Raw genomic sequence first — 25881 nt, forward strand, 5'->3', positions numbered from 1 at the left:
GCCGCTTCAGCGTTTAATGCCTGTCGCGGATTTGGCCTGACTGTCAAGCTTAAGTCGTTCTTCACATTTGAGAAGGTCGCGAGCCCTTTCGCCAATGCAGCGTGCGGGCGTGCCAGCATAGATGCGGAATGGCAGACAGTCTTCCTTAACCAGAGCCAGCGTAGCGATAGCTGCTCCCTCCGAAAGCGTCACGCCCGGCAACACAACGCTGCCAGAGCCGATAATAACGTGTCGACCGATATGCACTGGGGCGTGGCGGACATTCTTGTAGGCGTCCGGCACGGTAGGGTTGGTAAGTGTGCTGCCGGAATAGTCATCATTGCTTGAGTATATGCTGACCCGGGAGGATAGGCCGCTGAAGTCGTCCAGTCTGATGCTGGCTTGGCCGATCAGTGAACAAAATACGGCTATGTGAACATAGTTGCCGATTTGAATCCCATCCACTCCTGCTGATAGAACGCAGAAGTCGTCGATACGAACATGGTCGCCGATATGAATATTTGGGCAGTTATAGAGGCGTGCGTGGCGGGAAATGTAGACATCGTTTCCAAGGGAGCCAAAGCCCATGGCTTGGATTTCGGATGCGTTAAGCCAACTCATTGTGCACTCCGGCGAATTATATCGATGATCGTCATTTGTTCAGTTTTTTCCAGTGTTGGATAGAGCGGTAGACAAAGAACCTGTTGCGCCAAGCGGTGGGCGTTTGGAAGGCGTGTGGGGTTCGCGCTTGGTAGTCCCCGATACATAGGGAAAGCGCTGAGGAGTGGGTAAAAGTAACGGCGTGCATGGATGTCATGTTCTTTCAGTTGGTCATAGATTCGATTGCGGCTGACAGGGTGGGCACGGTCAACAAAGATCGGGCAATAGGCGTGGTTCCATACGATGTCGTCGGGTAGGGTGATGAGCTTTAGGGTGGGAATATCCTGGAGCACTTCTCGGTAGCGTTGGTAGATCACGGCGCGCGTATTCATCGCTTCGTCGATGTGACGCAACTGCAGCAAGCCCATCGCCGCCTGGACCTCGTTCATCTTGCCGTTGATTCCCGGCGCGACCACGGTGACCTCATCCGCGAAGCCGAAGTTCTTCAGGTAGTCGATGCGTTGCTTGATCTTGGCGTCCGGGCAGATGATGGCGCCGCCTTCGAAGGTGTTGAAAACCTTGGTGGCGTGGAAGCTCAGGATGGAGAGATCGCCGTGGCGCAGGATGCTCTCGCCGTCCTGCCTGACGCCGAAGGCGTGGGCGGCGTCGTAGATGACTTTCAGGCCGTAGGTGTCGGCGATGCGTTCGATGCGCTCGACGTCGCACGGGATGCCATAGCAGTGCACCGGCAGGATGGCCGTGGTGGCCGGGGTGATGGCTTCCTCGATGCGGTCGGGGTCGAGGTTGCAGGTGTGCGGGTCGATGTCCACGAACACCGGTTTGATGTTGTTCCACAGCAGTGAGTGGGCGGTGGCGGCGAAGGTGTAGGGGGTGGTGATCACCTCGCCGGTGATGCGCAGTGCCTGCAGGGCGGTGACCAGCGCGAGGGTGCCGTTGGCGAACAGGCTGAGATGATCGACGCCGAGGTAGCGTGCGAGCTCGGTTTCCAGCTGCTGGTGGAAGGGGCCGCCGTTGGTGAGGCGCTTGCTCTCCCAGATCTGTTCGAGATAGGGGATGAACTCTTCCAGCGGTGGCAGGTAGGGCTGGGTGACGGTGATCGGTGGGGAGGGGGGCGTCATGTCAGTGCTCCACGTGGGCGGGGAGGAGTTCGCGCAGGTAGGTGCCGTAGCCGGAACTGAGCAAAGGGGCGGCGAGGGCTTCGAGTTCGTCGTCGCTGATCCATTTCATCCGCCAGGCGACCTCTTCCGGGCAGGCGATCTTGTAGCGCTGGCGTTTTTCCAGGATGGCGATGTACTGGCTGGCTTCGAGCATCGATTCGTGCGTGCCGGTATCCAGCCAGGCGTAGCCGCGCCCGAGGGTGCGGACTTCGAGGCGTCCGGCGCTGAGGTAGTGGCGATTGATGTCGGTGATCTCGATCTCGCCGCGCGCGGACGGCGGGGTGTGGCGGGCGATGTCGACGACTTCGCCGTCGTAGAAGTACAGCCCGGTGACCGCGTAGCGGCTGGCAGGGCGGGTGGGTTTTTCTTCCAGGGCGGTGGCCCGTCCGTCGCGATCGAAGCTGACCACGCCGTAGCGTTGCGGGTCCTGAACCGGGTAGGCAAACACGGTGGCACCGGCGGAGGCCGCCGCGGCGCTGCGCATCAGCGCCGGCAGCCCCTGGCCGACGAAGAGGTTGTCGCCGAGGATGAGGGCGCTGGGCGCTCCGCCGATGAAGCCTTCGCCGATCAGGAAGGCTTCGCCGATGCCGCCCGGGCGGGCCTGGGTGGCATAGCTGAGGGCTATTCCCCACTGACTGCCATCGCCGAGAAGGTGCTGGAAACGCGGGGTGTCCTCGGGGGTGGAGATGATCAGGATGTCGCGCAACCCGGCGAGCATCAGGGTGGTCAGCGGATAGTAGATCATCGGCTTGTCGAAGATCGGCAGCAACTGCTTCGACATCGCCCGGGTGGCCGGATAGAGGCGGGTGCCGGCGCCGCCGGCGAGGATGATGCCCCGATGTTCCATCACTGCCTCCTCCTTCCAGTGCGGATATGCGGCTGTTCTTGTTGCGCCGGCGCCCGGGTCGGGGCCGGTCAGAAAAACGTGCCTGCATGCAGCTTAGCGCATGGCCACCGCAGCGGTGATCGGGATAGCGGGGCGTTTGACGCGCTATTGTGCGTTTTGCCTCAGAGGGCGGCGATCTCGACGCGGTTCTTGCCGGCCTGCTTGGCGCGGTACATGGCGTCGTCGGCGCGCTTGAGGACGGTGTCCATCGACTCTCCGGGCTGCCACGCGGAAATGCCGGCGCTGAAGGTGATGAACACCTTCTGGTTGTCGGCGAGGAAGAATTCCTTGGTGAGCTGGCGCTGCAGGCGGGTGAGGGCGGCGGCGGCCTCGGTGAGGTCGGTGTCGGGGTAGAGCAGGATGAACTCCTCGCCCCCGTAGCGCGCCACGGTGTCCTGCGGACGGAGGTTGTCGCGTACCACGCGGGCGAGGTGAATGAGGGCCTCGTCGCCGGTGTGGTGGCCGAGGCTGTCGTTGAGCTTCTTGAAGTTGTCGATGTCGAGGAGGGCGACGCTCAGTGTGCTGCGGTGGCGGCCGGCGCGACCTGCTTCCTTGGCGAACATCTCTTCCAGGCCGCGGCGGTTGAGTACTCCGGTGAGGGTGTCATGGGTGGCCTGGCGGCTGGCCTCGTCGAGCTCGCGCTGCATGGTGGCGATGCGTTCTTCGGCGGCGTGTACGCGCTCGCGCATGCTCTGCAGCTCATCTCGCGAGTTCGCCGCTTGCTGCTGGATGTGGCGGGTCTCGCGCATCACCTCGTCGAGCACGCCACTGATCTGGGTGATGTCGCGGGCGGTGGCGATCTGCTGTGCGCAGGCGCCGATGCGGTCGTGGTAGCTGCCGGTGCTTTCGGCAAAGTTGGCGAGCTGGTCGACGAAGCCGGCAAGCATGACCTTGAGGGCCTGCTGGGCCTCGCTGAGGTTGTGCTTGAGCTGGCTCTGCTTGTAGATCACCTCCTTGAGGCGGCGTTCGGCGTCGTCGATGCCGCGTACGGTGGCGGGTTTGTCGACGATCTGGCGCAGGACCTCGACCTGGCCGTGCAGCCACTGGTCGTCGAAGACCAGTTCGTCGATGTTCTGCAGCAGCAGGCGGAGCAGGTTGAGCAGGCCGGCATGCACTTCGCCGGCGTCGCCGGCGGCCATCTCCACGCGCAGTGCGAAGCGCCGCAGGAGTTCGCCGCACTGGCGCAGTGCGGCGGTGGAGGTGGCGCCCTCGGTGCGGTGCAGCAGGGCAGTGGCCTCTTCGATGAGCTGGGGCTGCTCGCCGAGGGCGGCGGGGACGACGTCGGCAAGCGTCGTGCGCAGCAGTCCGCGCAGGGTGTCGATCAGTTCGCCGGCCTCGCCCGGGGCCACCAGCTGCGGAGTGCCTGCGGTGTCGTCGCCGAGGGGCGGCGGCGGCGCGCTGTCGGCGTCGGGCGGCGGGGCCTCGGAGGGGGTCTGACTCCACGACCGCAGCAGGCCCTGCATGCGTGTGAACAGGGTGTTGGGGTCGTTGGCGGTGAGCACGCGTTCGAGCGATTCGCGCTTGCGTGCGGTGGTCCACCCGGCGTGGCGGGCTTCCCATTGGCGCAGCAACTGCGCGATCAGCTCGTTCCATGCCGGCGGGGCCTGTTCGGCAAGGGCGGCGAGGTATTGCCACAGCGCGGTGCGGGCGGCGCCGCCATTGCCGGCGGCAATGGCCTGATCGACGCTGCGCGCCAGGCGCTGGCGTTCGGCGCTGTCGCGGGGCAGCTGCTGGGCCAGGGCGCGGAGGAATTTCTCCGGTACGGCGTCGTCGTCGGCTGGTGCGCCGGCGATCTCGTTGTACAGCGTGCGGTAGTGCTCCGGCGTCGGTGGCACACGGCGCATGGCGAGCTGACGCAGGGCTTCGCGGGCGATCTCCGACGGATGCGAAAGCTTGCTCATCGCCTGGCACTCACGGCGCGGCGAAGACGCGGTTCTTGCCGGCGCGCTTGGCCGCGTACATGGCCCGGTCGGCACGCTCGATGGCGATGTGGGGCGGCTCTTCAGGGTTGAGCACGGTGACGCCGGCGCTGAAGGTGATCAGCAGCTTCTGCTGTTCGGCCATGAAGAAGCGCCGCGTCAGCTCGCGCTGCAGGCGGGTGAGGATGGCGGTGGCAGCAGCAATGTCGGCCTCCGGCAGCAGCAGCAGGAACTCCTCGCCGCCGTAGCGGCATACCGCGTCCTGCGGGCGCAGCGACTCGCGCACCACCGCGGCGAGGTGGCGGAGGGCGTCGTCGCCGATATGGTGGCCGTAGGTGTCGTTGAGGTGCTTGAAGTTGTCCAGATCGAGCAGGCCGATGCATAGCTCGGTGCCGCGCCGCCGCGCCATGGCGATCTCGCGTTCGAGCGCTTCGTCGAGGCCCTTGCGGTTGAGGGTGCCGGTGAGGGGGTCGTGGCGGACCAGTTCGGAGGCCTCGTCGAGCTCGCGCTGCAGACGCAGGATGTGCTGGTTGGCGGCTTCCACCTCGCCGCGCAGTTCGCCGATCTCTGCCGTCGAGCGCGCGGCGATGTCGTGTGCCTGGTGGGTTTCGGCGAGCAGGCCGGCGACCACTTCGGACAGTTCGTCGATGCTCTGCGCGCGTTCGATGCGGGTGGCGCTGGCTTCCAGTGCGGCGGCGTACTCGCCGGTGACGTTGCCAAAGCCGGCAAGCTGGTCGACGAAGCCGGCGAGCATCGACTTCAGACGCTCCTGGGCGTCGGTAAGCTGGCGCTTGAGATGACTCTGCTTGTCGATGACGTCGCGCAGGCGGCGCTGCACCTCGTCGAGCACGCGCACGTCGAGAGGGCCGGCGAAGGCTTCGCTGAGCACGCTCAGCTGGCCGTGCAGCCAGCGGTCGTCGAGCACCAGTTCGCTGATGTTGTGAAGGATCAGGCGCAGCAGGGCGAGCAGGGCTTCGCGCACGGCGTGCAGATCCTCGCCGGTCCATTCGAGCTGGCGGATGAAGCCTTCGAGGCGGGTGGCCGCAGTGTCGAGGTCGGCACAGTCGTCGGCGTCGCTGAATTCGCCGGCAAGCTTGCGGGCCTCGGCGGCAAGCTCGGGGGCGTCGACAAGCAGGGCGCTGACCCCGGGGTGCAGCAGACGGCCGAGTTGCTGCAGGCTGTTGCCGTGTTCGGCGGTGGCAAGGGCGAGGATGGCACGGCGCAGCATCGGCCAGTTGGCGCTGCCGACGGCGTGCTCGAACTGCTGGGCAAGCTTCAGTGCTGCCGGGGTGTTGCGCGGCAGGGCATGGGCGATGGCCTTCAGGTTGCCGGCCGGGAAGGCATCGTCCTGCGTGCTGCCGGCAATTTCGTGATAGTAGGTGCGGAAGTTCTCCGGTGTCGGCGGCAGGCGCCTGGCCGCCAATCGACGCAGCGCTTCGCGGGCAATCTCTGACGGCGAACTGAATTCCGGCATCTTTCTAACCTGGCTGGCGCTGCTGTGGAGTCACGATACTCGCCGCATTATGACTTGAGTGTCGCTCATTCGGCCAGATTATGGCGCACCCCATAATGGGTCAGCTCGGCGTTGTTACGCATGTTCATCTTTTCCAGCAGGCGGGCACGGTACACGCTGACGGTCTTGACGCTGATGTTGAGCGTCTCGGCGATCTGCCCGGGGGTGCGGCCGCTGGCAATCATGCGCAGGGTCTGGAACTCGCGGTCGGAGAGTTTCTCGTGCAGGGGGCGCTCGAAATCCTCGGCGACGGCATTGGCGAGTGCCTCGGCAACCGCTTCGCTGACATACTTCTTGCCGTTGGCGACCTGGCGGATTGCCACCACCAGCTGTTCCGGAGCGCTCTGCTTGGAAAGGTAGCCGGCAGCGCCCGCGCGCAGGGCGCGCACGGCGTACTGCTCTTCCGGATACATGCTGAGGATCAGCACCGGCAGGCGGGGCAGCTCCTTGCGGATCAGCTTGAGGGCGTCGATGCCGTTGCGGTCGGGCATGGAGACGTCCATCAGTACCACGTCCCAGGCTTGCTCGCGCGCCATCTGCACGACCTGGACACCGTTGGCGGCCTCGCCGGCGACCTCCATGTCGTCGGTTTCGGAAAGGATCTGGCGCAAACCCTGACGGACGATGGCATGATCGTCGGCGATCAGGATGCGCAGGCGCTGGGTGGTACTCATGGGTGGTCGATTCCTGCGGAAAACCTGCCGGCGTCGGTGCGCATCGCGCCGGTTGCGCTGGCCAGGGGAAGGGCGATCAGCAACTGCGTGCCCTGTGCTTGTCCCGGGCGGGCCTCGAAACGCCCGCCGAGGCTGGCGATGCGCTCGCGCATGCTGCGCAGGCCAAAGGACAGGGGTTTGTCGAGATCGCCGGCCTGCAGGCCGCAGCCATCATCCCAGACCTCCAGCAGGGCCTCGTCGCCCTCCTGCACCAGGCGCACTGCCACGGAGCTTGCCCCGGCGTGCTTCCAGACGTTGGTCAGGGCCTCCTGGAAGATGCGGAACAGCGCCACCGCGGCATCGTCGGGCAGTTGCAGGTCGTAGTCTGCACAGAGGATGCGGCAGCGGATCCCGGTACGGCGGCTGAAGTCCTCTGCATGGCATTCGATCGCCGCGCCGAGGCCGAAATCCTTCAGGATGCCGGGGCGCAGTTCGCGGCTTACCCGGCTCACGGTGGCAATGGCGTCGTCGAGCAGGCGCTCTATGGAGCGCACGCGCTTGCGCAGCGGGGCGGGGTCGAACTCGCTGTCGAGGCGGGCGCCGAGCAGGGCGGTCTCGATCTTGATCGCCACCAGATGGCCGCCGAGAACGTCGTGGATGTCGCGCGCGATGCGTTCGCGCTCTTCCTCGCGGGCAGCTTCGAGATGGGCGCTGAGGGCCTGCAGCGGCGGTGGGGCGTGGCTCATGAGTGGTCGGGCGTGGTCGGCGTGAAGGCGAACTGCTTGCTCAGTGAAGTTTCGTAGCGCCAGCCTTGCGGCGTGGCAATCGGCGTACCGGGGGGCGGGGCGGAGTCGTCGCCGGTGGCGCCGCGCAGCCAGCAGGTGCTCACCCAGTGCCCTCCGCCGTCGATGTCGCAACGGCCGAAGCCAAGCCAGGCGCATGCCGTGGTGGGGCCGTGCTGCTGGTCGGCGACAGCGAGATCGACAGCCTCGCCATTGTCGCCGATGAAGCACAGGCCGGCATCCTGCAGGGCGTCGGTGAAGCGCTGGGTCTCCGCGGGGGAAAGGAAGCCGATGCGGTAAAGGGCGTCGTCTTCGCACAGGGTGCGATTGGGCAGCAGGGCGCGGAAGCGCTCGTCGCCGCCTGCGAGACGTTGGTTCACGGCGTCCTTGCGGACGATCACGGAAATGGCTTCGGCTAGAACGGCCATGTGGTCTGGGCGTTTGTTTTTTGCCGATTATCGCATGATGCCGCGGCCGCGCAGCGCTGCGCTGGCACGGGCCGAGGCGACCACCACCAGCTTCATGGTGGCGCGCGTGGCACCGACAAAGAGCTTGCGCACGGTGGCGTCGTCGAGGGCGTCGAAATCGACCTCGGCAAGAATCACTGCAGCGGCGGCCTGGCCCTTGAAGCGGTAGACCGATTCCAGCAACACCTCGCCGGTGGTAAACAGCGGCTGTCCGCTGTTGTCGTAGCGTCCGGTGAACTGGCGCAGGCTGTGCGGACCGATGCGGGTGTGGCCGAACAGGCGCGAGTGTTCGCGGCCGCGGAAGCTGACCACGGCGACGTCCTCCTTGCGAAAGCCGGCGGCGTAGCAGCGCCGGATGGCCTCCTTGACTGCGCCGGTGAGGGCTTCGGTGTCCTCGTAGGTGATCACCTCGACTTCGTCTGCGTCCAGTGGCGATGCCGCCTCGATGGGCGGGCCATTGTCGATCAGGGCCTGCAGCATGCGCACCACCGGACGCGGGCTGCGGTAGTTGCTGTGGGCACGCAGGCCGACCCAGCCGGGCAGCGCTACCGGGTCGCGCGCGTAGAGGTTCTGCAGGGGGTCCTCCAGCCACAGCAGGCGGGCGTTCTCGTGCGCATGGGCGAACACCAGGTCGCGCCAGGCGGCGGGGAAGTCCTGGCCCTCGTCGACGATCACGCTGTCGAAGCGGAAGGCTGGATCCACCGGCAGCTTCTCGGCCTCCAGCACCATGCGGTCGAAGGCCCCGGCGGCGCTGAAGTCTGGGCTGCGCCCGGCGGCGCGCAGACGCTGGTGGCAGAGCTGATGGACCGTGCACGCCAGGCCGCCGGGCGGGGCGATGAGGTTGAAATGATCGGCCAGCGGGCGGTTGAAGCACACGTACAGGGGGCGCCGCCCGGCCTCCAGGGCGGCGCGGTACTCGGCCAGGGCGAGCTGGGTCTTGCCCGAGCCGGCAGTGCCGGTGACGCGCAGCCGGAAGGGCTGGAAGTCGAGCTGGCGGGCCCAGTGGGCAAGCCCGCCGGCCACCCGCGTGACCATCTCGCGGGCGCGTCCGACGAGGGCGCTGACGTCGGCCTCGAGCTGGATGATGTCGCGCAGGAAGCGATGCACTTCGCTGCTCGCCGGGCCGGGGCTGGCGGGCGGCAGAATGGCGCCGATGATCGCCGCAAGGGCGTCGCGACGCTCGCTGTCGACGATGCGCTCGGCGTCAAGGCCGGCGGTGAGCGGCTGGCGGACGCGGTAATCGGGGCAGTAGAGGAGAAAGTCGACGCGCAGTCCGGCGCAGCCCGGGCGGTTGCCGAGCTTGCCGCGCAGCACCTCGGCACTGCGTGCGAGCTGCGCGGGAATGCTGTGTACGCGGCCCGGATAGCGCTTCACCAGGCCGTCCGGGGTCTCATCGAGAAAGCCGCATTTCTGTTCGATCAGCAGCAGCTCGCCGGCGGCGTTGACGATGACGAAATCGACTTCGCCGTGCACCGCGTAGCCGCGTTCGAGATTGGTCCAGTGGACGCCGTGATAGACGGTGTAGTCTGCCGGCAATGCTTCTGCCAACAGCTTGAGGGTGTCGATCTCGCGCTGCGCGGCGCCGGTGACGGCCAGCTCGCGCCAGCCGTCGGGAATGATGCGGGCCACGGGCTGGGGACTCTCCGGAAGTAACCCGCCGATCTTACCCCAAGGCCGCTCAGTGCGGCCGCGGGTGGCGCTCTTCCTTGTGGCGGAAGCAGATGCGCGCCTTCGACAGGTCGTAGGGCGACATCTCCAGCGTGACGCGGTCGCCGGCCAGGATGCGGATGCGGAACTTGCGCATCTTCCCCGAAGCGTAGGCGGAGACGTCGAGCCCGTTGTCCAGCTTGACCATGAAGCGGGCATCGCGCAGCACCTCTTCGACGACACCTTCGAACTGGATCAGATCTTCCTTGGACATGCATGACTCCTTGTTTCTGCGCCCGGCACAGGCGCGGGCGGATCATCGGGGCAGCGACGCCGGCCGCCCGACAGGGGCGGCAAGGTCTGCACAACAGGTGATCAGCAGGCCGCTCCTTGCGTGGCATTGCTGATACTGCCCGGGGGACGAAGCCGCATGGGCTTCGGGCGTAGGCGTCTTCGGCAAGCGGCGCCTGGGGGCGCCGGGTGGCGGAGTGCGCGGAGATGGCAGCGGGCAGGCCGCAGCCGGGCCGAAGAAAGCTGACGGCATGGCCGCACAGCGAGTGTGGCAGCGTGCCCGCGGCGGGCAGGGCTGCCGGATGCCGTCGATTATAGCACTGTTGCGGTGCAGCAGGGGTCAGCGCCTGTCCGTCGCCGGCGGGTGCCCGAGGCCGCGGCGCCACAGCGGCAGCATGGCCAGCGCGATGACGATCTCCAGGCCGCCGACGATGATGAATACCGGCAGGTAGGGTTCCATGCCGGCGGCGCGCAGGCTGCCGACCAGAAAGCCGCCGAGCAGCGGGCCGAGCGCAAAGCCGAGGGAGCCCGCAAGATTGAAGCCCGCCAGGGTGCTGGCGCGTTGGCCGGGGCCGGCGAGCTCGGCGGTGAGGACCAGCGAGGGCGCGTACATGAGCGCTGCCACCACCCCGCCGCAGGCCATCAGGGGGGTCACGGCGGCGGCCCCGGCGTGACCGAGGGCGATCAGGAAGACGCCGTAAAGCAGGCTGCCGGCAATCATCAGCGCAAGGCGGTCGACGCGCTGGCTGAGGTGGCCGGCGGGGTAGGTGAGCAGGGCAAAGGGAATCAGGAAGGCCGCCATCGCCAGGCCGATGCGCGGGGCGTCGAAACCGAGCTCGGCGCCCAGGTAGAGCGACAGCGTGGAAACGATGAAGCCCACCGTCAGGCGGTCGACGAAAGCGAACAGATAGGGAATCCCCAGCCGCCGGTTGGCCGCCAGGCTGCGCAGCAACTGCGCTGCCGAGGGGCGTTCGCCCGCGCTCGGCAGGTCGCGCAGCAACTGCGGGGTGAGGACGGCCAGCGCAAGCATCGCCCAGCCGCCCAGCCAAGGCACGCGGACGGCTTCCTCTGCCCCCAGCCAGCCGCCCAGCGGTGCGCCGCTGGCCACGCCCAGGCTGACCGCGGCACCCACTGCACCCATCGTCGCGCCGATGCCGCGGCTGCGGCCGAGATCGGCGCCGAGCGTCATCAGCAGCGACAGCGCCGTCATGTGTGCGCAACCCTCGATGAAACGCAGGACGAGGATCGCCGTGTACGACCATTCGCCGGCGATGGCCAGCAGGGTGAAGCCGTTGATCAGCAGCGCTGCGGTGATCAGCGGCACGCGGCGGCCGAGACGGTCGGAAGCCAGCCCGGCGAGGGGGGCGGCGATGAGGGCGCCGATCATGTTGATGGACATGAAGAGGTGGCGGTCGAGGTCGCCGGTGTGGGGGTAGCGCCCCTCGGTGAGGCCGTGCAATACCGGTACCATGCCGGTAACCGGCAGCATGAGCAGATAGATGATCAGAGCAAGACGCAGGACGGACATGGCGACAGGTGCGCGGGGCTGGGCCCGTGGCGAAGGTTTGTGTGCAGCTTGCCCGAGGCCGCGCCGCACCGCAAACCGCACGCGGGGGCGGCGATGAGCGCCGCGCCGCGACGGCGCTGGCGGCGCTGGCTGGTCGATGCGCTGCTGGTGGTGGCTGTGGTCGCCGGTGTCGGCTGGTGGCAGACCCGCAACGTACCGGCCGGCGCCGCGCCGGACTTCGAGACCCTTTTCGCCGATGGCCAGCCTTCCTCGCTGGCGCACTGGCGCGCGGCCCAGGGCGAACGCGCCGTGCTGCTGTACTTCTGGGCGAGCTGGTGCCCGTTGTGCCGCAGTGTCGAGGGCAGCGTCGATGCCCTGCAGGCGGATTGGCCGGTACTCACCGTGGCGATGCAGTCGGGGGATGCGGCAGCGGTTGCCGCCGTCATGGCCGAGCGTGGGCTGGCGTGGACGGCCGCGCTCGATGCCGACGGCGCCATCGCCGCGCGCTATGGCCTGCGCGGCGTTCCGGCCTTCGTCATCGTCGATGCCGGCGGGCGCATCCGCTTTGCCGAGGTCGGCTACACCACCGCAGCCGGATTGCGTGCGCGCCTGTGGTGGGCGAACACTTTCTAGCCCGCATTTCTCACACAGGCACGTCACGAGGGTGCCGAGGCGCCGTCGTGGCGCGCCGGCGCGCGCGCCGCTGGGGTAGAATGCCGGCCATTCCCCTTGCTGCCGCAGCGCCGTGCCGATGAGTACCGAAGAAACCTCCGACCACAGCGCTGCCAATGCAGCGCCCGCCATCGAGCCGCGCGAGCTGCTGAAGCGCCTGCAGGCGGCCTCGCCGACCTTCCGGGACTGCCGGCCGCTGGCGATCCGCATCGATGCGGCGATACACGAACGCTTCCCGGAGTTCAGCCGCAAGGCGCTGCGCGCTGCGCTGCGTCTGCATACTGCGTCCACGCGCTATCTGAAGGCGGTGGAGAAGGGTGAGCAGCGTTTCGATCTCGACGGCAATCCTGCCGGCGAGGTCAGCGCCGAGCAGCGCAGCCATGCCGCCACCCTGCTCAAGGAACGCTTCGCCAAGGTCGCCCAGCAGCAGCGCGCCAAGCGCGAGGCGGAAGAGGCCGAGCGCCGCAAGCAGGAGAAGCTCGCCCAGCTGGTGGGCAAGTTCTCGCGCTGAGCGTGCGGCCGCGCACGGCGTCATGGGTATCCGCCTGAAGCGGCTGTATCAGCCGCGCAATCCCTCGTTCTGGCTGATGGTGGCCTTCAACCTGCTGTCTTCGGTGCTGGCCTGGGTGCTCCATGGCTGGCCGCTGACCTTCCCCGCGCGTCTGCTGCTCACCGTGCTGGCCCTGGCCAATGCCGGACTGGGCATGGCCATGGCGCTGCGCCTGCTCCGCGAGCCGCCGGCGCAGTCGCGCTGACCCTGCCTGCAGTCGCAGCGTTCAGACCGCGCTGGCCTTGCTGCGCCAGCATTTCTCCCAGTATTCGGCTGGCTGGGGGCGGCCGAGGAGGTAGCCCTGCAGTTTGTCGCAGCGATGGCTGGCGAGAAATGCGCGCTGCGCTTCGGTTTCCACCCCCTCGGCGACCACTTCCAGACCCAGACTGTGGGCGAGGGTGAAGGTGGCCGCACAGATCTGTGCATCGCTGGGGTCGCTTTCGATGTCGCCGACGAATTCGCGGTCGAGCTTCAGGACCTGGATGGGCAGGCGCTTCAGGTAGGCCAGCGAGGAGTAACCGGTGCCGAAGTCGTCGATCGCCAGGGTGACGCCGAGGGCGCGCAGGCGCTCCAGGGTCTCCACCGCGGCAGCGGGGTCGGCCATCGCCACCGACTCGGTGATCTCCAGTTCCAGTTCGCCGGCGCCCAGCCCGTGGCGCTCCATGAGGGTGCCGACCCGTTCTGGCAGGGAAGGGTTGCGCAACTGATGGGCGGACAGATTGACGGCGACCCGCGCGGGGTTGATAGCCGCGCTCTTCCATGCGGCAAAACAGCGGCAGGCCTCGTTGAGGGCCCAGTCGCCGATTGCCTCGATGAGGCCGCACTCCTCGGCAACCGGAATGAAGCGTGCCGGGGCGATCAGTCCGCGCTGCGGGTGGTGCCAGCGGATCAGCGCCTCGACCCCGCAGGGGTGGGCGGTGGCGCCTGCGGCGGTGGCGAACTGGGGCTGGTAGTGGAGTTCGAACTGGCTGTCGTCGAGTGCCACGCGCAGTTCGCGTTCCATCGCCAGACGTTCTTCCGCGGCGGCATTGAGGGCCGCGGTGAAGTACTGCATGTTGTTGCGACCCTGTTCCTTGGCGTGGTACATCGCGGTGTCGGCATTCTTCATCAGCGTGCCGCTGTCGGCGCCGTCGTCGGGGAAGATGCTGATGCCGATGCTGGGGCTGGTGTGCAGGCGTTCGCCGTCCAGCTCGTAAGGGGTGGCGAGGCGTTCGAGGATCTTTGCCGCCACCGGCGAAGCGTCCTGCGGCAGGGCGAGACCGGTCAGCACGACGACGAACTCGTCGCCGCCCTGGCGGGCGACGATGTCCGCCTCGCGCACGCAGGTGCGCAGGCGGTGGGCGACCTCGACCAGCAGACGGTCACCGGTCTGGTGGCCGAGGGTGTCGTTGATGAGCTTGAAGCGGTCGAGGTCGATGAACAGTACCGCCAGATAGCTGCCTTCACGGCGCGCTGCCAGCACCGCCTGGGAGAGGCGGATCTCCAGGTTGTAGCGGTTGAACAGGCCGGTCAGGCTGTCATGGTGGGCGAGGTGCTCGATGCGCGCCTCGGCGGCCTTGCGCTCGCTGATGTCGGTGAAGCTGGCAATGTGATGGGTGGGTTGGCCGTCGGCGTCGCGGATGACGGAGATGGCTGCCCACTTGGGGTAGATCTCGCCGGAGCGGTTGCGGTCCCACAGTTCGCCCTGCCAGTAGCCGGTGTCGCTGAGCGCCTCCCACATGCGTTCGTAGGTCTCCTGCGGTGTGCGCCCGGAAGCCAGCAGGCTGGGGTTGCGGCCGCGAATCTCTTCGATGGTGTAGCCGGTCTGGCGGGTGAATGCCGGGTTGGCCTCGATGATGTTGTTGTCGCGGTCGGTAACGAGGATGGCTTCGCCGCTGTGGTGGAAGATGTTGGCGTAGAGTTGCAGAGCCTCCTGGGCATGGTGCAGTTCGCTGATGTCCTGTGCCGTGCCGCGTGCGAACAGTGCGCTGCCCTCGCTGTCGCGGACGATCTCGCCGCGTTCGTGGATGTGGCGGATGCGACCGTCGGCAAAGCGCAGGCGGTGGGTGATTTCGTACGCGGTGCCGTCGCGCAGCGCGGCGCTGAAGGCGGTGTCGACGCGTGTGCGGTCGTCGGGGTGGATGGCGTCGAGAAAGGCCTGGTAGCTTGCACCGAAGCGCTGCCGGTCGATCTCGAAGATGCGGTAGATCTCTTCCGACCATTCGAGGCTGCCGCTGCGCAGGTCGAGCGTCCAGTGCCCGATGCGTGCCAGCCGCTGGGCCTCGCGCAGGTTGCGCAGCGATTCGCCAAGGGCGTCCTCGGCACGCTTGCGGGCGGTGACGTCCTTGAACACGGAGAGGATCTCGCCTTCCGGCAGGCGGATCACGTCGTTTTCCACCCACAGCTGCAGTGTGCCGTCGTTGTAGGCGGTCAGGCTGACCGCCTCGCTGCCGCCGCGGCGATGAACGCGCTGGAAGGCGGCAAAGATGCCGGCGCCCTCGAGACCGGGAAAGGCCTCCCGCGAGCGCTTGCCGACGACGTCGCGGCGGTTGACGCAGGCGATGCGTTCGCCGGCGGGGTTGATGTCGATGACGATGAACTCACTGCCGTCGGCGGTCGGACGGTACAGCGCGACGCCGTCGTTCATGCTGCGGAACATGGCCCGGTAACGGGCCTCCTGCGCGGCGATGATGGCCTCGTTGCGCACGAAGCGCCGGCCCAGCAGCAAGGCCGCCGCCGCGGCGGCGGAAAGGAAGACGGCAAAGGCCAGCACGGTGGCACGCTGCTTGGCATACAGCGGCGCCAGAGCTTCGGCGACATCGATCTTGACCACCATGCCCCAGTTCAGTGCGGGCAGGTAATGCCAAGCGGCGGCAACCGGCACCTCGGCGTAATCAGCCACCAGCCCGCGCCCGTGGCGCCCGGCGAGGGCTTCGCGCATCGGCCACGCGGCATTATCGTGTGGCACCACCACGGAGAACGGCGCCCCTGGCCGGCGGCTGAGCTCGACGGTGTAGCGCACGCTGGTGCCGTCACGGAAGGCGAGTACGGTTTCACCGCTGTCGCCAAGGCCGGTTGGGTCGCTGACCACGGGCAACAGGGTGTCCAGGTTGACCTGCAGCGCCAGCGCGCCCAGCGGCTGGCCACCTTTCATCACCGGTGCCACGGCAAAGGCAGCGATGGCATCCGCAGAGGGCGCATACGGCGAGAATGCGCTCAGATCGGTGTACAGAAAGGTCATTGCCTGGCGGAAGCCGTCGGCCAGCGGCGTGTCGCTGTAGGGCCCGTGCAGCAGGTTTGTGCCCAGGTCGGCTTCCCCGCGCAGGGAAAAAGCGATGTTGCCGGCGCGGTCGATGAGCAGGATGTCGTGATACTGCCCGTGTTCGCCGAGCGCGAGGAGTGCGTCGTGCAGCTGAGCCGCATCCAGCGTCGTGCCGTCCCTGAGCAGGGCCTCCACGGCGTCGCGGACGAACTGCTGGTGGGCATAGATGTGGGCGTCGGCGAGACGTTCGTTGATGTACTGGTCGATCTGGTCGGCTTTCTTGTCCGCCACCGAGGCGACGTTCTGCAGCACGGCGCTGCGCAGGGCGCTCTCGAAACTGTTCAGGTAGTACCAGGCGAGGCCTGCGAGTGGCAGCAGGGCGACGAGCAGAAAGCCGATGACCAGTCGTGCGGCGAGGCTGAACGCTTTCACTGCGGAGCTCCGCCGTGTTCGCCGAGGTGCAGCCATTCCTCGCGGCTGCGGTAGGGCGGGAAGGGCGCCGGGCGCACCGGCGTGGCGGACAGTTCCTCAATGTCGAACTGGCCGTCGCGGCGCGCGTGGCCGACGTATACCCGCCGCCACAGATGGCGGGTGGCAGCGTCGAGGATGACCACGCCGTCGGCTCCGTCCACACTGACACGGCCGATCGCACTGAGGACCCGCCGGGGCTCGGCACCGCCCTGCGCCCGCACGGCGGCCGCCCACAGGCGCACCGCATCGTAGCTGCTGCGCATCGGGTCGCTGACCACGCGTTCGGCACCATAGCGCGCCCGGAAGGACTCTACGAAGGTTGCGTTGGCGCGGCCGGGCACACTCTGGAAGTAATTCCACACTGCGTGGTGGCGGGGATGGTAGGGCAGCTCGCGCAGTTGCAGCAGCTCGGGTTCGCCCAGGCTGAAGGACAGCACGGGTACATCGAGCGCGCCGTGGCGGGCGAGGGCAGCGAAGAGATGGACATTGGCCTCGCCGTTGATGGTATTGAGGACGACATCCGGTGAGAGGCGGCGGATCTCGGCAACGGCGGCATCGACATCGGCGGCGCTGGCCTGCAGGGGAAGATAGCGTTCGCCTGCAACCGTGCCGCCGGCGGCGTCGAGCAGGTCGCGGACGAGCTGGTTGGCGGTGCGCGGGAAGACGTAGTCGGAGCCGAGCAGGTAGATACGCGGGCCGAAGCGCTCGAAGGCCCAGCGCGCACCGGGGATGATCTGCTGGTTGGGCGCGGCGCCCATATAGACGATATGGCTGGAGTTCTCCAGGCCCTCGTACTGGAGGGGGTAGAAAAGCAGGTGGTGATGGCGTTCGACCACCGGCAGAAGCGCCTTGCGGCAGCTCGACGTCCAGCAGCCGAAGAGGGCTTCGACGCCTTCCGCGGTGATCAGGTGTTCTGCGCCGGCTGCCGCCTGCGACCAGTCCGAGGCACTGTCGGCGACCACCAGTTCCACCTTGCGGCCGAGGAGCCCGCCAGTGCCATTGATCTCGTCCACCGCCATGTGCAGGGCGTCGACGAGGCCGCGTTCGCTGCCGGCCATTACTCCGCTGAGCGCGTGCACGGCGCCGATGCGCAGCGGCGGGGGCGTGTCGGCGCCGGGCAGGGCGAGGGCGGCGGCAACAAGCGCGGCGACAGCGAGGAGTGCCAGAGGAAGGCGGGTTGCGGCCATGGATCTCAGTGCACGGTAGTGCGGACGGTGTAACTACTATGCCATCGAAGGCAGCGCCGCGCACGGTGTCGCGCGGGCCTTGCGCGGGCCCCGGTGAAACGGATCAGATCAGCAGCAGGCGGTCGCGCACTTCGCGCAGATGGGCGACCGCCTGGCGGGCCTCGCTGCAGGCGATGCGCACCGGGATGACGACATGACGGCGGCGGTCGCGCGCGCACAGCTCCATGAATGACAGCGCGTCGGCGGGGCTGGCGCTGCCGTCGGCGACGATGGCGCCGTCGCGGTCGACGCGCACGTCCATGGCCTGCAGGCTGAGGGCCTGTCCGGCGTTGGCGAGGAAGTCGGCGAGGGTGTCCACCAGCCTTCCCGGCAGCTGGCCGTCGGCACTGGCGCGCAGGCGCTCGTCGAGTTCGGCGAGGCGGCGGCCATGGCGCAGCGCCCACTCCGGTTCGCTGGCGTGGGCGCCATACTGGCGGGCGCGCTCCAGTTCACGGGCGATGTGGAGCTGCTGATGGGCCTCGCGGGCGGCTTCGAGGTGGCTCGCGAAGGTGCGCAGCAGGCTGTCGAAGGCGGCTGCGCGCAGACGTTCGCGGGCAGCGGCGGCGTCGATCGCGGGCAGCACCACGGTGTGGTCGGAGAAGTACAGCAGCCGCCGCGGCACGTCGGTGGCGATCACTTCGCCCTGGCGGGCGACGCCCAGCACCTGTTTTTCCTGCGGCCGTGCGGCCATCAGCGCATGGCAGTAGTCGTCGCTCCAGGCCTCCGGGGTGGTCAGGAACTCGCGCAGTTCGGCGCTGTAGCCGAGGGTGAGCTCAATGTCGTCGGCGGTGGCGAACAGCGCGTGGATCATCGGATCGCTGGCAAAGGCGCTGCGCTGCAGGTCGATTGCCGGCGGCAGTGCTTCGACGAGGGCGTCACAGTGCGCCAGCGCTGCGCCCACCGGGCCGCCGAGGCGGCGCTCGAAGGCGCGTTCGGCACTCAGCGCGGCGCCGAGGATCTCGCCGATGCGCGCCAGTCCGGCGGCGACGCGGGCGTCCGGGGGCGGAGGCGGGGCGAGCAGGGCGGTGAGCGAGGCGAGAAGATTCATCGGCAGCGGTGGTGGGCAGGGTTGTGCTTGTCCGCCATCATGCCATGCTGCCCTTGATTTCGATCAAGATGGCTGCTGCCGGCCTTCGTGAGAATCGACGCCGTCCGACTTCCATTCCCGTACCCCGGAGACCTGCCCATGCAGTTGCTGGCCTGGAGCGATTCGCTCAGGACTCACATCGACGTCATCGACCGCCAGCATCGCGGCCTGGTGGACATGGTCAATGCCACCGCAGCGCGGCTTTCCGCCGACAGCGACCTCAGCGGCGACGAGGTACGTCTGTTGCTGGGCTACCTGAAGGAGTACGCCGAGGTGCATTTCAGCACCGAGGAGGCGCTGATGGCCCTGTGCGGCCTGCCGCCCGATTACAGCGATGCCCATCATCTCAACCATGCGCGCTTTCTCGAACACGTCGGCGACATGGTCGATGAGCTCAGCGACGATGCGGTGCTCGACGGCCAGCAGCTGCTGACCTTCCTTGGCGACTGGCTGATCCGCCATATCAAGGGCGAGGACCAGGGGCTCGCACGGCGCCTGCAGACCGCCCATCTGGCCGCTGCGGCAGCCCTGCCGGCGGCCGTCCGCGCGCTGCCTGCAGACTCCGGCGGCAGTCCGTTTGCCGACGCGCTGGCGCGCAGTTCGGCTGACCTGCACGAGAGTGAGGGCGACGTGCTGGCGCTGATCGAAGAGGGTGATGCGCCTGCACTGGTCATTGCCCTCGACGCGGCGCTGCTGCCTGCCGCGGTAGTGCATGTCAATCGCGCCGCCGCCGAACGTTTCGGGTGTTGCAGCGAAAAACTGCAGGAGTGCTCGGTGGATCGCCTCTTCGGTGCGCAGAGTGCCCGCCTGCCGGTACTGATCAGCGAGGTGCTGGTCAGCGGCAGCTACGAAGGCATGCTCAGCTGCGTCGATGCGACGGGGGTGCCGTTTACCGCGCCGGCGCGGGTCACCCATCTGTGCCTGCAGGGACAGATGGCCATCCTGATGATCTTCGAGCGCGCCGCAGTGCCAAACGGCGCAGCGGTAGCGCCCGCGCGCGCCGCACTCGCGGAGGCTGCGCGCGGGCAGACCGTACTGTCGCGTCATGCGCTCTTTGCCGGGCTGGAGGAGGACGAACGGGTGGCCGTGGAGGCTGCCTCCCGCCTCATCCGCTGTCGCAAGGGTGAGGTGTTGTGCCGTCCCGGTGAGCCGGCGGCGGATCTGCACGTGGTGATCAGTGGCCAGGTCAGTCTGGTGCTGGGCAACACGCGCGGTGCCGAGAAGGTGCTGCGCATCGTCACCGCCGGCGAAGTGTTCGGCGAGGTCGAGGCGCTTACCGGCGCCTCCTGCCAGGCTGTCGCCCAGTGTGTCTCGCCAGCCGTGCTGCTGGCCATTCCGGTTGCCGTGCTGCGTGAACTGCACGCCCGCAGCACCCCCTTTGCCGCTGCCGCGCTGGCCCATCTTGGGCGCAGGGTCAACGAAGTGCTGGGGGAGATCGCCGCGCTGACCCTGAATACGGCGATGGAGCGCATCATCGATCTGCTCCTTGCACACGCGCGGATCAACGACCGCGGCGCGCTGGAGGCCCTGCTGCCGGCGCAGAAGCAGGTCATCGCCTCCTATCTGAACCTCACCCCGCCGACCCTGTCGCGGGCTTTCCAGCAACTCACCGACGCCGGCCTGATCTCCGTCAGCCGGCGCTACGTGAGCATCCCGGATCGCGACGCGCTGCTGCGCTACCGCGCCCAGGCCGCGGGCTGATCACCAGATCTGCCACCACGGCCGCTTGTCGGCCGGGCCGCCGGCGAGATAGACGCTGTCGGGGAAGTTGCTCAGCAGCACCCGGCTGGTGTCGTCGCGCAGGTCGTTCATGCCGAGGCGGTCGTAGCTCTGCATGAGCAGGAACAGCGCTTCCTCGACCGCCGGCGCCTGCGGGTAGTTGGCGATAGCCGCCTGCGCGCGGTTGATCGCCGCCACATAGGCACCGCGGTGGAAGTAGTAGCGCGCCACGTGCACTTCGTGCCCGGCCAGTGAATTGACCAGATACTGCATGCGCTGGCGGGAATCGTCGGCGTAGCGGCTGTCCGGGAAGCGCGTCACCAGCTCACGGAAGGTGTCGAAGGACTCGCGCGCGCCCTTCGGGTCGCGTTCGGAAAGATCCTGGTTGGCGAGGGCGCCGAGCAGGCCGAGATCCTCGTTGAAGGTCACCAGCCCCTTCAGGTAGTAGGCATAGTCGACGTGCGGATGGTTGGGGTGCAGGCGGATGAAGCGGTCCGCGGCAGCGAGCGCCAGCGCCGGTTCATTTGACTTGTAGTAGGCGTAGGCGATCTCGATCTGCGCCTGTTGCGCGAAGCGCCCGTAGGGGTAGCGTGCCTCCAGGGTCTCGAACAGCTTGATGGCGCGGTCGTAACCGCCTTCGGTCATCGACGCCTTCGCTTCCGAGTACAGCTTCTGGGCGTTCCAGCCCGCCGTCTCGTCGATCTGCTCGGGCAGCAGCCCGCAGCCGCCAAGCAGCAGGGCGCCAATAACCGCTAAACTGCGCAGGGTGAACCTAGCCATCGAAAGCTCTCGCGAAAGTGAACGCGCTGATTATAGCCCACAGGATGCCCGCCCTTTGCGCAGTGAATTGACGATACCCGACGACTGTGCCGGGCTGCGCCTCGACCAGGCGCTGGCGCGCCTGTTTCCGGAGCACTCGCGCAGCCGCCTGCAGGCCTGGATGAAGGACGGCCGGGTGGTCGTGGAGGGTGCGCAGGCCGACGCCAAGAGCAAGGTCCGTGGCGGCGAGCAGCTCAGCATCGAGGTGCCGGCGCTGCCCCAGGAGCAGGCCGAAGCCGCCGAGGACATCCCCTTGCGCGTGCTTGCCGAGGACGACGCCATCCTGGTGATCGACAAACCCGCCGGGCTGGTCGTCCATCCGGGCAGCGGCAACTGGCAGGGCACCCTGCTCAACGCGCTCCTCCATCACGCCCCGCAGTTGGCAGCAGTGCCGCGTGCGGGCATCGTGCACCGCCTCGACAAGGACACCTCCGGCCTGCTGGTGGTGGCCAAGACGCTGACCGCGCAGACCGATCTCATCCGTCAGTTGCAGGCGCGCACGGTGAGTCGCCGCTATCTGGCCCTGGCCCACGGCGTGGTGAGCGGCAGTGGCGTGGTGGATGCGCCCATCGGCCGCCACCCGGTGCAGCGCACGCGCATGGCGGTGGTCGGCGGTGGGCGCGAGGCGGTGACCCACTACACGGTGCGCGAGCGCCTGCCGGGGTGCACCCTGCTGGAGTGCCGTCTGGAAACCGGGCGCACCCATCAGATCCGCGTGCACATGGCGCATCTCGGCCATCCTCTGGTCGGCGACCCCGTGTATGGCCCGCGGCGCTGCGCCGATGCCCTGCTCGCGGCCTTTCCGCGTCAGGCCCTGCATGCCTGGCGGCTGGGCTTGATCCACCCGCTGAGCGGCGCCGAGATGAGCTGGGAGGCGCCACTGCCGGCCGACTTTGCGCGCCTGCTCGATGTTCTGCGGGGCGCCCGGTGAGTGCCGCGATTCCCCTGCTGCTGCCGGAATGGAGGGCGCCGGCAGGTGTACGGGCGTTCACCACCACCCGCGTCGGCGGCGTCAGTGCCGCGCCCTTCGACAGCTTCAATCTCGCCACCCATGTCGGCGACGCGCCGCAGGCGGTGGCGGAGAACCGCCGCCGCCTGCGCGCGCTGCTGCCGGCGGAACCGCTGTGGCTGGAGCAGGTGCATGGCTGCGCGGTGGCCGATGCGGCGTCGACGGCCCCAGCCCCGGTGGCCGATGCAGTGATTGCGCGGGCGCCCGGTGCGGTGTGTGCGGTGATGACCGCGGACTGCCTGCCGGTACTGCTGTGTGACGACGAGGGCAGTGTCGTCGCCGCTGCCCATGCCGGCTGGCGCGGGCTCTGCGAAGGCGTGCTGGAGGCCACCGTGGCACGCATGGCGGTACCGGCCGCAGGCCTGCAGGCCTGGCTGGGGCCGGCGATCGGGGCGCGCGCCTTCGAGGTCGGCGACGAGGTGCGCGCCGCCTTCCTCGTCCGTGACGGCGCCGCCGCGCAGGCCTTCAGCGCCGGCCCGGTGCCCGGCAAGTGGTTTGCCGACCTCTATCTGCTCGCCCGCCAGCGCCTTGCCGCTGCGGGTGTGCTGCGGGTCAGTGGCGGGCAGTGGTGCACCCACGCTGATCCCGCGCGCTTCTATTCCTTTCGCCGTGACGGTGCCTGCGGGCGCATGGCAACGCTGATCTGGCTGGCGGAGCAGCGCCGCGGGCGATAACTCCTGTGTCGGGCTATTGATCGGCGCCGGATTCGGCTCTATCGTTGTGCCTGTCCTGTGCCGATGCAGGCATGCTGCGCCGCGCGGCGGCGCGGCGGCGTGCGGGGGTGCCGAACAGCCACAGGTAGAGGGCCAGCGGGCCGATACCGAAGAACAGGAAGGTCAGCACGCCGCCGACTGCCGAGGGATTGGCGACGGCGACGATGATGGCTACGTAGAGCCAGGCGATGGCGATGATATACATGGGCGCCGATTCTAACCCTGATCGGCGCTGCAGACCGCCAGGGCATGCTGCCCGGCGGAGACGATGCCTGAGGAGGGCTTGATGTCGGAAAGCGGTGATCAAAAGCAGGGCGCCGGTGTTCAGGGCCTGGCCCAGCTTGGCCAGGCCATGGCGCAGAATTTCTTCCAGATGCTCGCCACCCAGCATGCGGCGATGCTCGATTCCAGCGGCAAGGCGGCGCCTGCGCTGCCGCTGCCCGATGGCGAGCGTCTGGCCAGTCTGCAGAAGGAGTTTGCCGAGCGTCACGCCGCCTTGTGGTCGTCGATGATGGCGCGCAAGCCTGGCGAGGAGGCTCCCGCGGTGGTGGCACCGGAGCCTGGCGACCGCCGCTTCAGCGCCCCTGAATGGTCGCAGAGCCCGGTTTTCGACTACATCCGCCAGGCCTACCTGCTCAATGCCGGCCTGCTGCGCAAGGTCGCCGACGACATGCCGATCGCCGACGGCCGTGCCAAGTCGCGCATCCAGTTTCTCACCCGCCAGTACATCGACGCCCTTGCGCCGACCAATTTCGCCGCCACCAATCCGGAGTTCATCAAGCTGGCGGTGGAGACCAAGGGCGAGAGCATCACCCAGGGCGTGCGCAACATGCTCGCCGATCTCGAGAAGGGACGCATCTCGATGACCGACGAGACGGTCTTCGAGGTCGGGCGCAATCTTGCCGTGACTCCCGGCGCAGTGATCTACGAGAACGACCTGATGCAGCTCATCCAGTACGCGCCGCTGACCGACAAGGTCGCCCAGGTGCCGCTGCTGATCGTGCCGCCGTGCATCAACAAGTTCTACATCATGGACCTGCAGCCGCACAACTCGCTGGTGCGCTACGTCGTCGAGCAGGGCTTCACGGTCTTCCTGGTGTCGTGGAAGAACCCCGGGCGCACCGAGGCCCACGCCACCTGGGACGAATACCTTGAAAAGGGTCCGCTGGCCGCGCTCGACGTGGTGCGCTCGGTGACCCGGGTCAAGAAGCCCAACGTGCTGGGCTTCTGCGTCGGCGGCACCATCCTCACCTCGGCGCTGGCAGTGGCACGCGGGCGTGGCGAGGATCCGGTCTCCAGCCTCACGCTGATGACCACCCTGCTGGACTTTGCCGATGCCGGCGAGCTCGGCTGCCTGGTCGACGAAGCCAGCGTCACCGCCCGCGAAGCGGCGATCGGCAAGGGCGGGCTGCTCAAGGGCCAGGAGCTGGCCAACGTCTTCTCCGCGCTGCGCGCCAACGATCTGGTGTGGCAGTACGTGGTCGGCAACTACCTGAAGGGCAAGAAGCCCGAGGCCTTCGACCTGCTGTACTGGAACTCCGACGCCACCAACCTGCCGGGGCCCTTCCTGACCTGGTACCTGCGCAACATGTACCTGGAGAACAATCTGCGCGTGCCCGGCCGGTTGAAGATGCTCGGAGTGAAGGTCGATCTCGGCAAGGTCGATGCGCCGGCCTACCTCATGGCAGCGCGCGAGGACCACATCGTGCCGTGGAAGAGTGCCTACCTGTCGCGCAACCTGCTCGGTGGCGATACCACCTTCGTGCTTGGCGCCAGCGGCCACATCGCCGGGGCGATCAACCCGGCGAGCAAGAACCGCCGCAGCTACTGGGTGAGCGAGGGCGGTGCCGCCGATCCCGACGAATGGCTCGACGGCGCCAGCGAACAACCCGGCAGCTGGTGGGTGCACTGGACCCAGTGGCTGCGTGCGTACGGCGGCAAGCAGGTCGCTGCGCGCGGGCGGCTGGGGAGCACGAAGTACGAAGCCATCGAACCGGCCCCCGGGCGCTACGTCAAGGCGCGCGCCTGAACGGCCGGATCGCCATCAGGCCGGCGGCAGTGGTCGGGGGGAAGCCGCCGTGCCTTCAGCAAGCCCTCCACAGAGACAGACAATACAACGGGAGAGGAGAAAAAGATGTCCAGAATCGCACTCGTGACCGGTGGCATGGGCGGCCTGGGGGAGGCCATCTGCATCAAGCTTGCGGCCCTCGGCTATCGTGTCGTCACCACCCATTCGCCGGGCAACACCAAGGCTGCCGAATGGCTGCAGACGATGAACAACATGGGCTACGGCTTCAAGGGCTATCCCTGCGACGTGGCCGATTTCGAATCCGCCAAGGCGTGCGTGGAGACCGTCACCCGTGAGGTGGGGCCGGTCGACGTGCTGGTCAACAATGCCGGCATCACCCGCGACATGACCTTCAAGAAGATGACCAAGGCAGATTGGGATGCGGTCATCGGCACCAACCTCGACAGCGTCTTCAACATGACCAAGCAGGTCATGGACGGCATGGTGCAGCGCAAGTGGGGGCGCGTCATCAACGTGTCCTCGGTGAACGGCCAGAAGGGCGCCTTCGGACAGACCAACTACTCCGCCGCGAAGGCCGGCATGCACGGTTTCACCAAGGCGCTGGCGCTGGAGGTGGCGCGCAGCGGGGTGACCGTCAACACCATCTCGCCGGGCTACATCGGCACCAAGATGGTGATGGCCATTCCGCAGGAGATCCTCGACTCCAAGATCCTGCCGCAGATTCCCACCGGGCGGCTCGGCAAGCCCGAGGAGATTGCCGGTCTGGTGGCCTATCTGGCCTCCGAGGAGGCCGCCTTCGTCACCGGCGCCAACATCTCCATCAACGGCGGCCAGCACATGTTCTGAGCCGCGTTGCAGCACCGCCACACAGGCGGCCGGCCCGCGTTTGCGGGCGGCCGCCTGTGTTCTTTTTTGCGACGCAA

General features: G+C 67.7%; 24 protein-coding genes. 8 read left to right on the forward strand and 16 right to left on the reverse strand.

Features of this window, described 5'->3' with window-relative positions; translation table 11 throughout:
• Nucleotides 1-6: 6 nt before the first annotated feature.
• The 11 genes from C8261_RS05130 to C8261_RS05180 all read right to left on the reverse strand — a co-directional run bounded on the left by C8261_RS05130 (nt 7) and on the right by C8261_RS05180 (nt 11443).
• A complete protein-coding gene (locus C8261_RS05130; RefSeq protein ID WP_107492588.1) occupies nt 7-600 on the reverse strand; it encodes an acyltransferase in 594 nt (197 codons plus the stop codon).
• A complete protein-coding gene (vioA, locus tag C8261_RS05135; RefSeq protein ID WP_107492589.1) occupies nt 597-1718 on the reverse strand; it encodes a dTDP-4-amino-4,6-dideoxy-D-glucose aminotransferase VioA in 1122 nt (373 codons plus the stop codon). Before vioA ends, C8261_RS05130 begins: the two co-directional genes overlap by 4 nt.
• A gap of 1 nt (nt 1719) precedes the next feature.
• Entirely contained in the window at nt 1720-2604 is an 885-nt protein-coding gene (rfbA, locus tag C8261_RS05140; protein ID WP_408003206.1) for a glucose-1-phosphate thymidylyltransferase RfbA, read from the reverse strand.
• 161 nt (nt 2605-2765) lie between these two features.
• Nucleotides 2766-4544, reverse strand: a complete 1779-nt coding sequence (locus C8261_RS05145; protein WP_107492591.1) for a GGDEF domain-containing protein — start codon at nt 4542-4544, stop codon at nt 2766-2768.
• 10 nt (nt 4545-4554) lie between these two features.
• Nucleotides 4555-6036: a GGDEF domain-containing protein gene (locus C8261_RS05150; protein WP_107492592.1), complete on the reverse strand. Its 1482-nt coding sequence runs from the start codon at nt 6034-6036 to the stop codon at nt 4555-4557.
• A gap of 65 nt (nt 6037-6101) precedes the next feature.
• Nucleotides 6102-6749, reverse strand: a complete 648-nt coding sequence (locus C8261_RS05155) for a response regulator (protein ID WP_107492593.1) — start codon at nt 6747-6749, stop codon at nt 6102-6104.
• Entirely contained in the window at nt 6746-7474 is a 729-nt protein-coding gene (locus C8261_RS05160; protein ID WP_235864840.1) for a sensor histidine kinase, read from the reverse strand. Before C8261_RS05160 ends, C8261_RS05155 begins: the two co-directional genes overlap by 4 nt.
• The gene (locus tag C8261_RS17580; RefSeq protein WP_235864841.1) at nt 7471-7938 is read right to left on the reverse strand and encodes a hypothetical protein; all 468 of its coding nucleotides are present in this window, start codon (nt 7936-7938) and stop codon (nt 7471-7473) included. The genes C8261_RS05160 and C8261_RS17580 overlap by 4 nt, the downstream gene beginning before the upstream one ends.
• A gap of 27 nt (nt 7939-7965) precedes the next feature.
• Entirely contained in the window at nt 7966-9606 is a 1641-nt protein-coding gene (locus C8261_RS05170) for an ATP-binding domain-containing protein (protein WP_107492596.1), read from the reverse strand.
• Between the two features lie 49 nt (nt 9607-9655).
• Entirely contained in the window at nt 9656-9898 is a 243-nt protein-coding gene (gene infA, locus C8261_RS05175; RefSeq protein WP_107492597.1) for a translation initiation factor IF-1, read from the reverse strand.
• Nucleotides 9899-10255: 357 nt separating this feature from the next.
• Entirely contained in the window at nt 10256-11443 is a 1188-nt protein-coding gene (locus C8261_RS05180; protein WP_107492598.1) for an MFS transporter, read from the reverse strand.
• A 93-nt stretch (nt 11444-11536) separates the two neighbouring features.
• Here C8261_RS05180 and C8261_RS05185 point away from each other — a divergent pair, with 93 nt between their 5' ends.
• The 3 genes from C8261_RS05185 (at nt 11537) to C8261_RS05195 (ending at nt 12849) form a co-directional block, all read left to right on the forward strand.
• Nucleotides 11537-12055 carry a redoxin family protein gene (locus tag C8261_RS05185; protein WP_107492599.1) on the forward strand — a complete coding sequence of 173 codons (519 nt, stop codon included), beginning with the start codon at nt 11537-11539 and terminating at the stop codon, nt 12053-12055.
• Between the two features lie 118 nt (nt 12056-12173).
• A complete protein-coding gene (locus tag C8261_RS05190) occupies nt 12174-12605 on the forward strand; it encodes a ProQ/FINO family protein (RefSeq protein WP_107492600.1) in 432 nt (143 codons plus the stop codon).
• 22 nt (nt 12606-12627) lie between these two features.
• A complete protein-coding gene (locus C8261_RS05195; RefSeq protein ID WP_107492601.1) occupies nt 12628-12849 on the forward strand; it encodes a hypothetical protein in 222 nt (73 codons plus the stop codon).
• A gap of 21 nt (nt 12850-12870) precedes the next feature.
• On the opposite strand, the gene C8261_RS05200 is transcribed toward C8261_RS05195, so the two are convergent.
• From C8261_RS05200 to C8261_RS05210, 3 genes are all read right to left on the reverse strand, one after another.
• Complete coding sequence (locus tag C8261_RS05200; RefSeq protein WP_219905143.1) at nt 12871-16317, reverse strand: bifunctional diguanylate cyclase/phosphodiesterase; 3447 nt, start codon at nt 16315-16317, stop codon at nt 12871-12873.
• Nucleotides 16314-17543: an urea ABC transporter substrate-binding protein gene (locus C8261_RS05205; protein WP_107492603.1), complete on the reverse strand. Its 1230-nt coding sequence runs from the start codon at nt 17541-17543 to the stop codon at nt 16314-16316. The genes C8261_RS05200 and C8261_RS05205 overlap by 4 nt, the downstream gene beginning before the upstream one ends.
• A gap of 103 nt (nt 17544-17646) precedes the next feature.
• A complete protein-coding gene (locus C8261_RS05210) occupies nt 17647-18630 on the reverse strand; it encodes a hypothetical protein (RefSeq protein WP_107492604.1) in 984 nt (327 codons plus the stop codon).
• 138 nt (nt 18631-18768) lie between these two features.
• On the opposite strand from C8261_RS05210, the gene C8261_RS05215 reads away from it, so the two are divergent.
• The gene (locus C8261_RS05215) at nt 18769-20370 is read left to right on the forward strand and encodes a bacteriohemerythrin (RefSeq protein ID WP_107492605.1); all 1602 of its coding nucleotides are present in this window, start codon (nt 18769-18771) and stop codon (nt 20368-20370) included.
• Here C8261_RS05215 and C8261_RS05220 read toward each other — a convergent pair whose 3' ends face one another.
• The gene (locus C8261_RS05220; protein WP_107492606.1) at nt 20371-21168 is read right to left on the reverse strand and encodes an outer membrane protein assembly factor BamD; all 798 of its coding nucleotides are present in this window, start codon (nt 21166-21168) and stop codon (nt 20371-20373) included. It abuts the gene before it with no gap.
• On the opposite strand from C8261_RS05220, the gene rluD reads away from it, so the two are divergent.
• Together rluD and pgeF are read left to right on the forward strand one after the other, a co-directional pair.
• Entirely contained in the window at nt 21155-22138 is a 984-nt protein-coding gene (rluD, locus tag C8261_RS05225; RefSeq protein WP_107492607.1) for a 23S rRNA pseudouridine(1911/1915/1917) synthase RluD, read from the forward strand. The two genes, C8261_RS05220 and rluD, sit on opposite strands and share 14 nt — an antisense overlap.
• Complete coding sequence (gene pgeF, locus C8261_RS05230) at nt 22135-22890, forward strand: peptidoglycan editing factor PgeF (RefSeq protein WP_107492608.1); 756 nt, start codon at nt 22135-22137, stop codon at nt 22888-22890. The genes rluD and pgeF overlap by 4 nt, the downstream gene beginning before the upstream one ends.
• Nucleotides 22891-22903: 13 nt before the next feature.
• On the opposite strand, the gene C8261_RS05235 is transcribed toward pgeF, so the two are convergent.
• Nucleotides 22904-23134 carry a hypothetical protein gene (locus tag C8261_RS05235; RefSeq protein ID WP_107492609.1) on the reverse strand — a complete coding sequence of 77 codons (231 nt, stop codon included), beginning with the start codon at nt 23132-23134 and terminating at the stop codon, nt 22904-22906.
• An 81-nt stretch (nt 23135-23215) separates the two neighbouring features.
• On the opposite strand from C8261_RS05235, the gene C8261_RS05240 reads away from it, so the two are divergent.
• Together C8261_RS05240 and phbB are read left to right on the forward strand one after the other, a co-directional pair.
• The gene (locus C8261_RS05240) at nt 23216-24958 is read left to right on the forward strand and encodes a PHA/PHB synthase family protein (RefSeq protein ID WP_107492610.1); all 1743 of its coding nucleotides are present in this window, start codon (nt 23216-23218) and stop codon (nt 24956-24958) included.
• 105 nt (nt 24959-25063) lie between these two features.
• The gene (gene phbB, locus C8261_RS05245) at nt 25064-25804 is read left to right on the forward strand and encodes an acetoacetyl-CoA reductase (RefSeq protein ID WP_107492611.1); all 741 of its coding nucleotides are present in this window, start codon (nt 25064-25066) and stop codon (nt 25802-25804) included.
• Nucleotides 25805-25881 lie beyond the last annotated feature (77 nt).

It is taken from the genome of Pseudothauera lacus (assembly GCF_003034845.1).
In the GTDB taxonomy this organism is placed as follows: Bacteria; Pseudomonadota; Gammaproteobacteria; order Burkholderiales; family Rhodocyclaceae; genus Pseudothauera; species Pseudothauera lacus.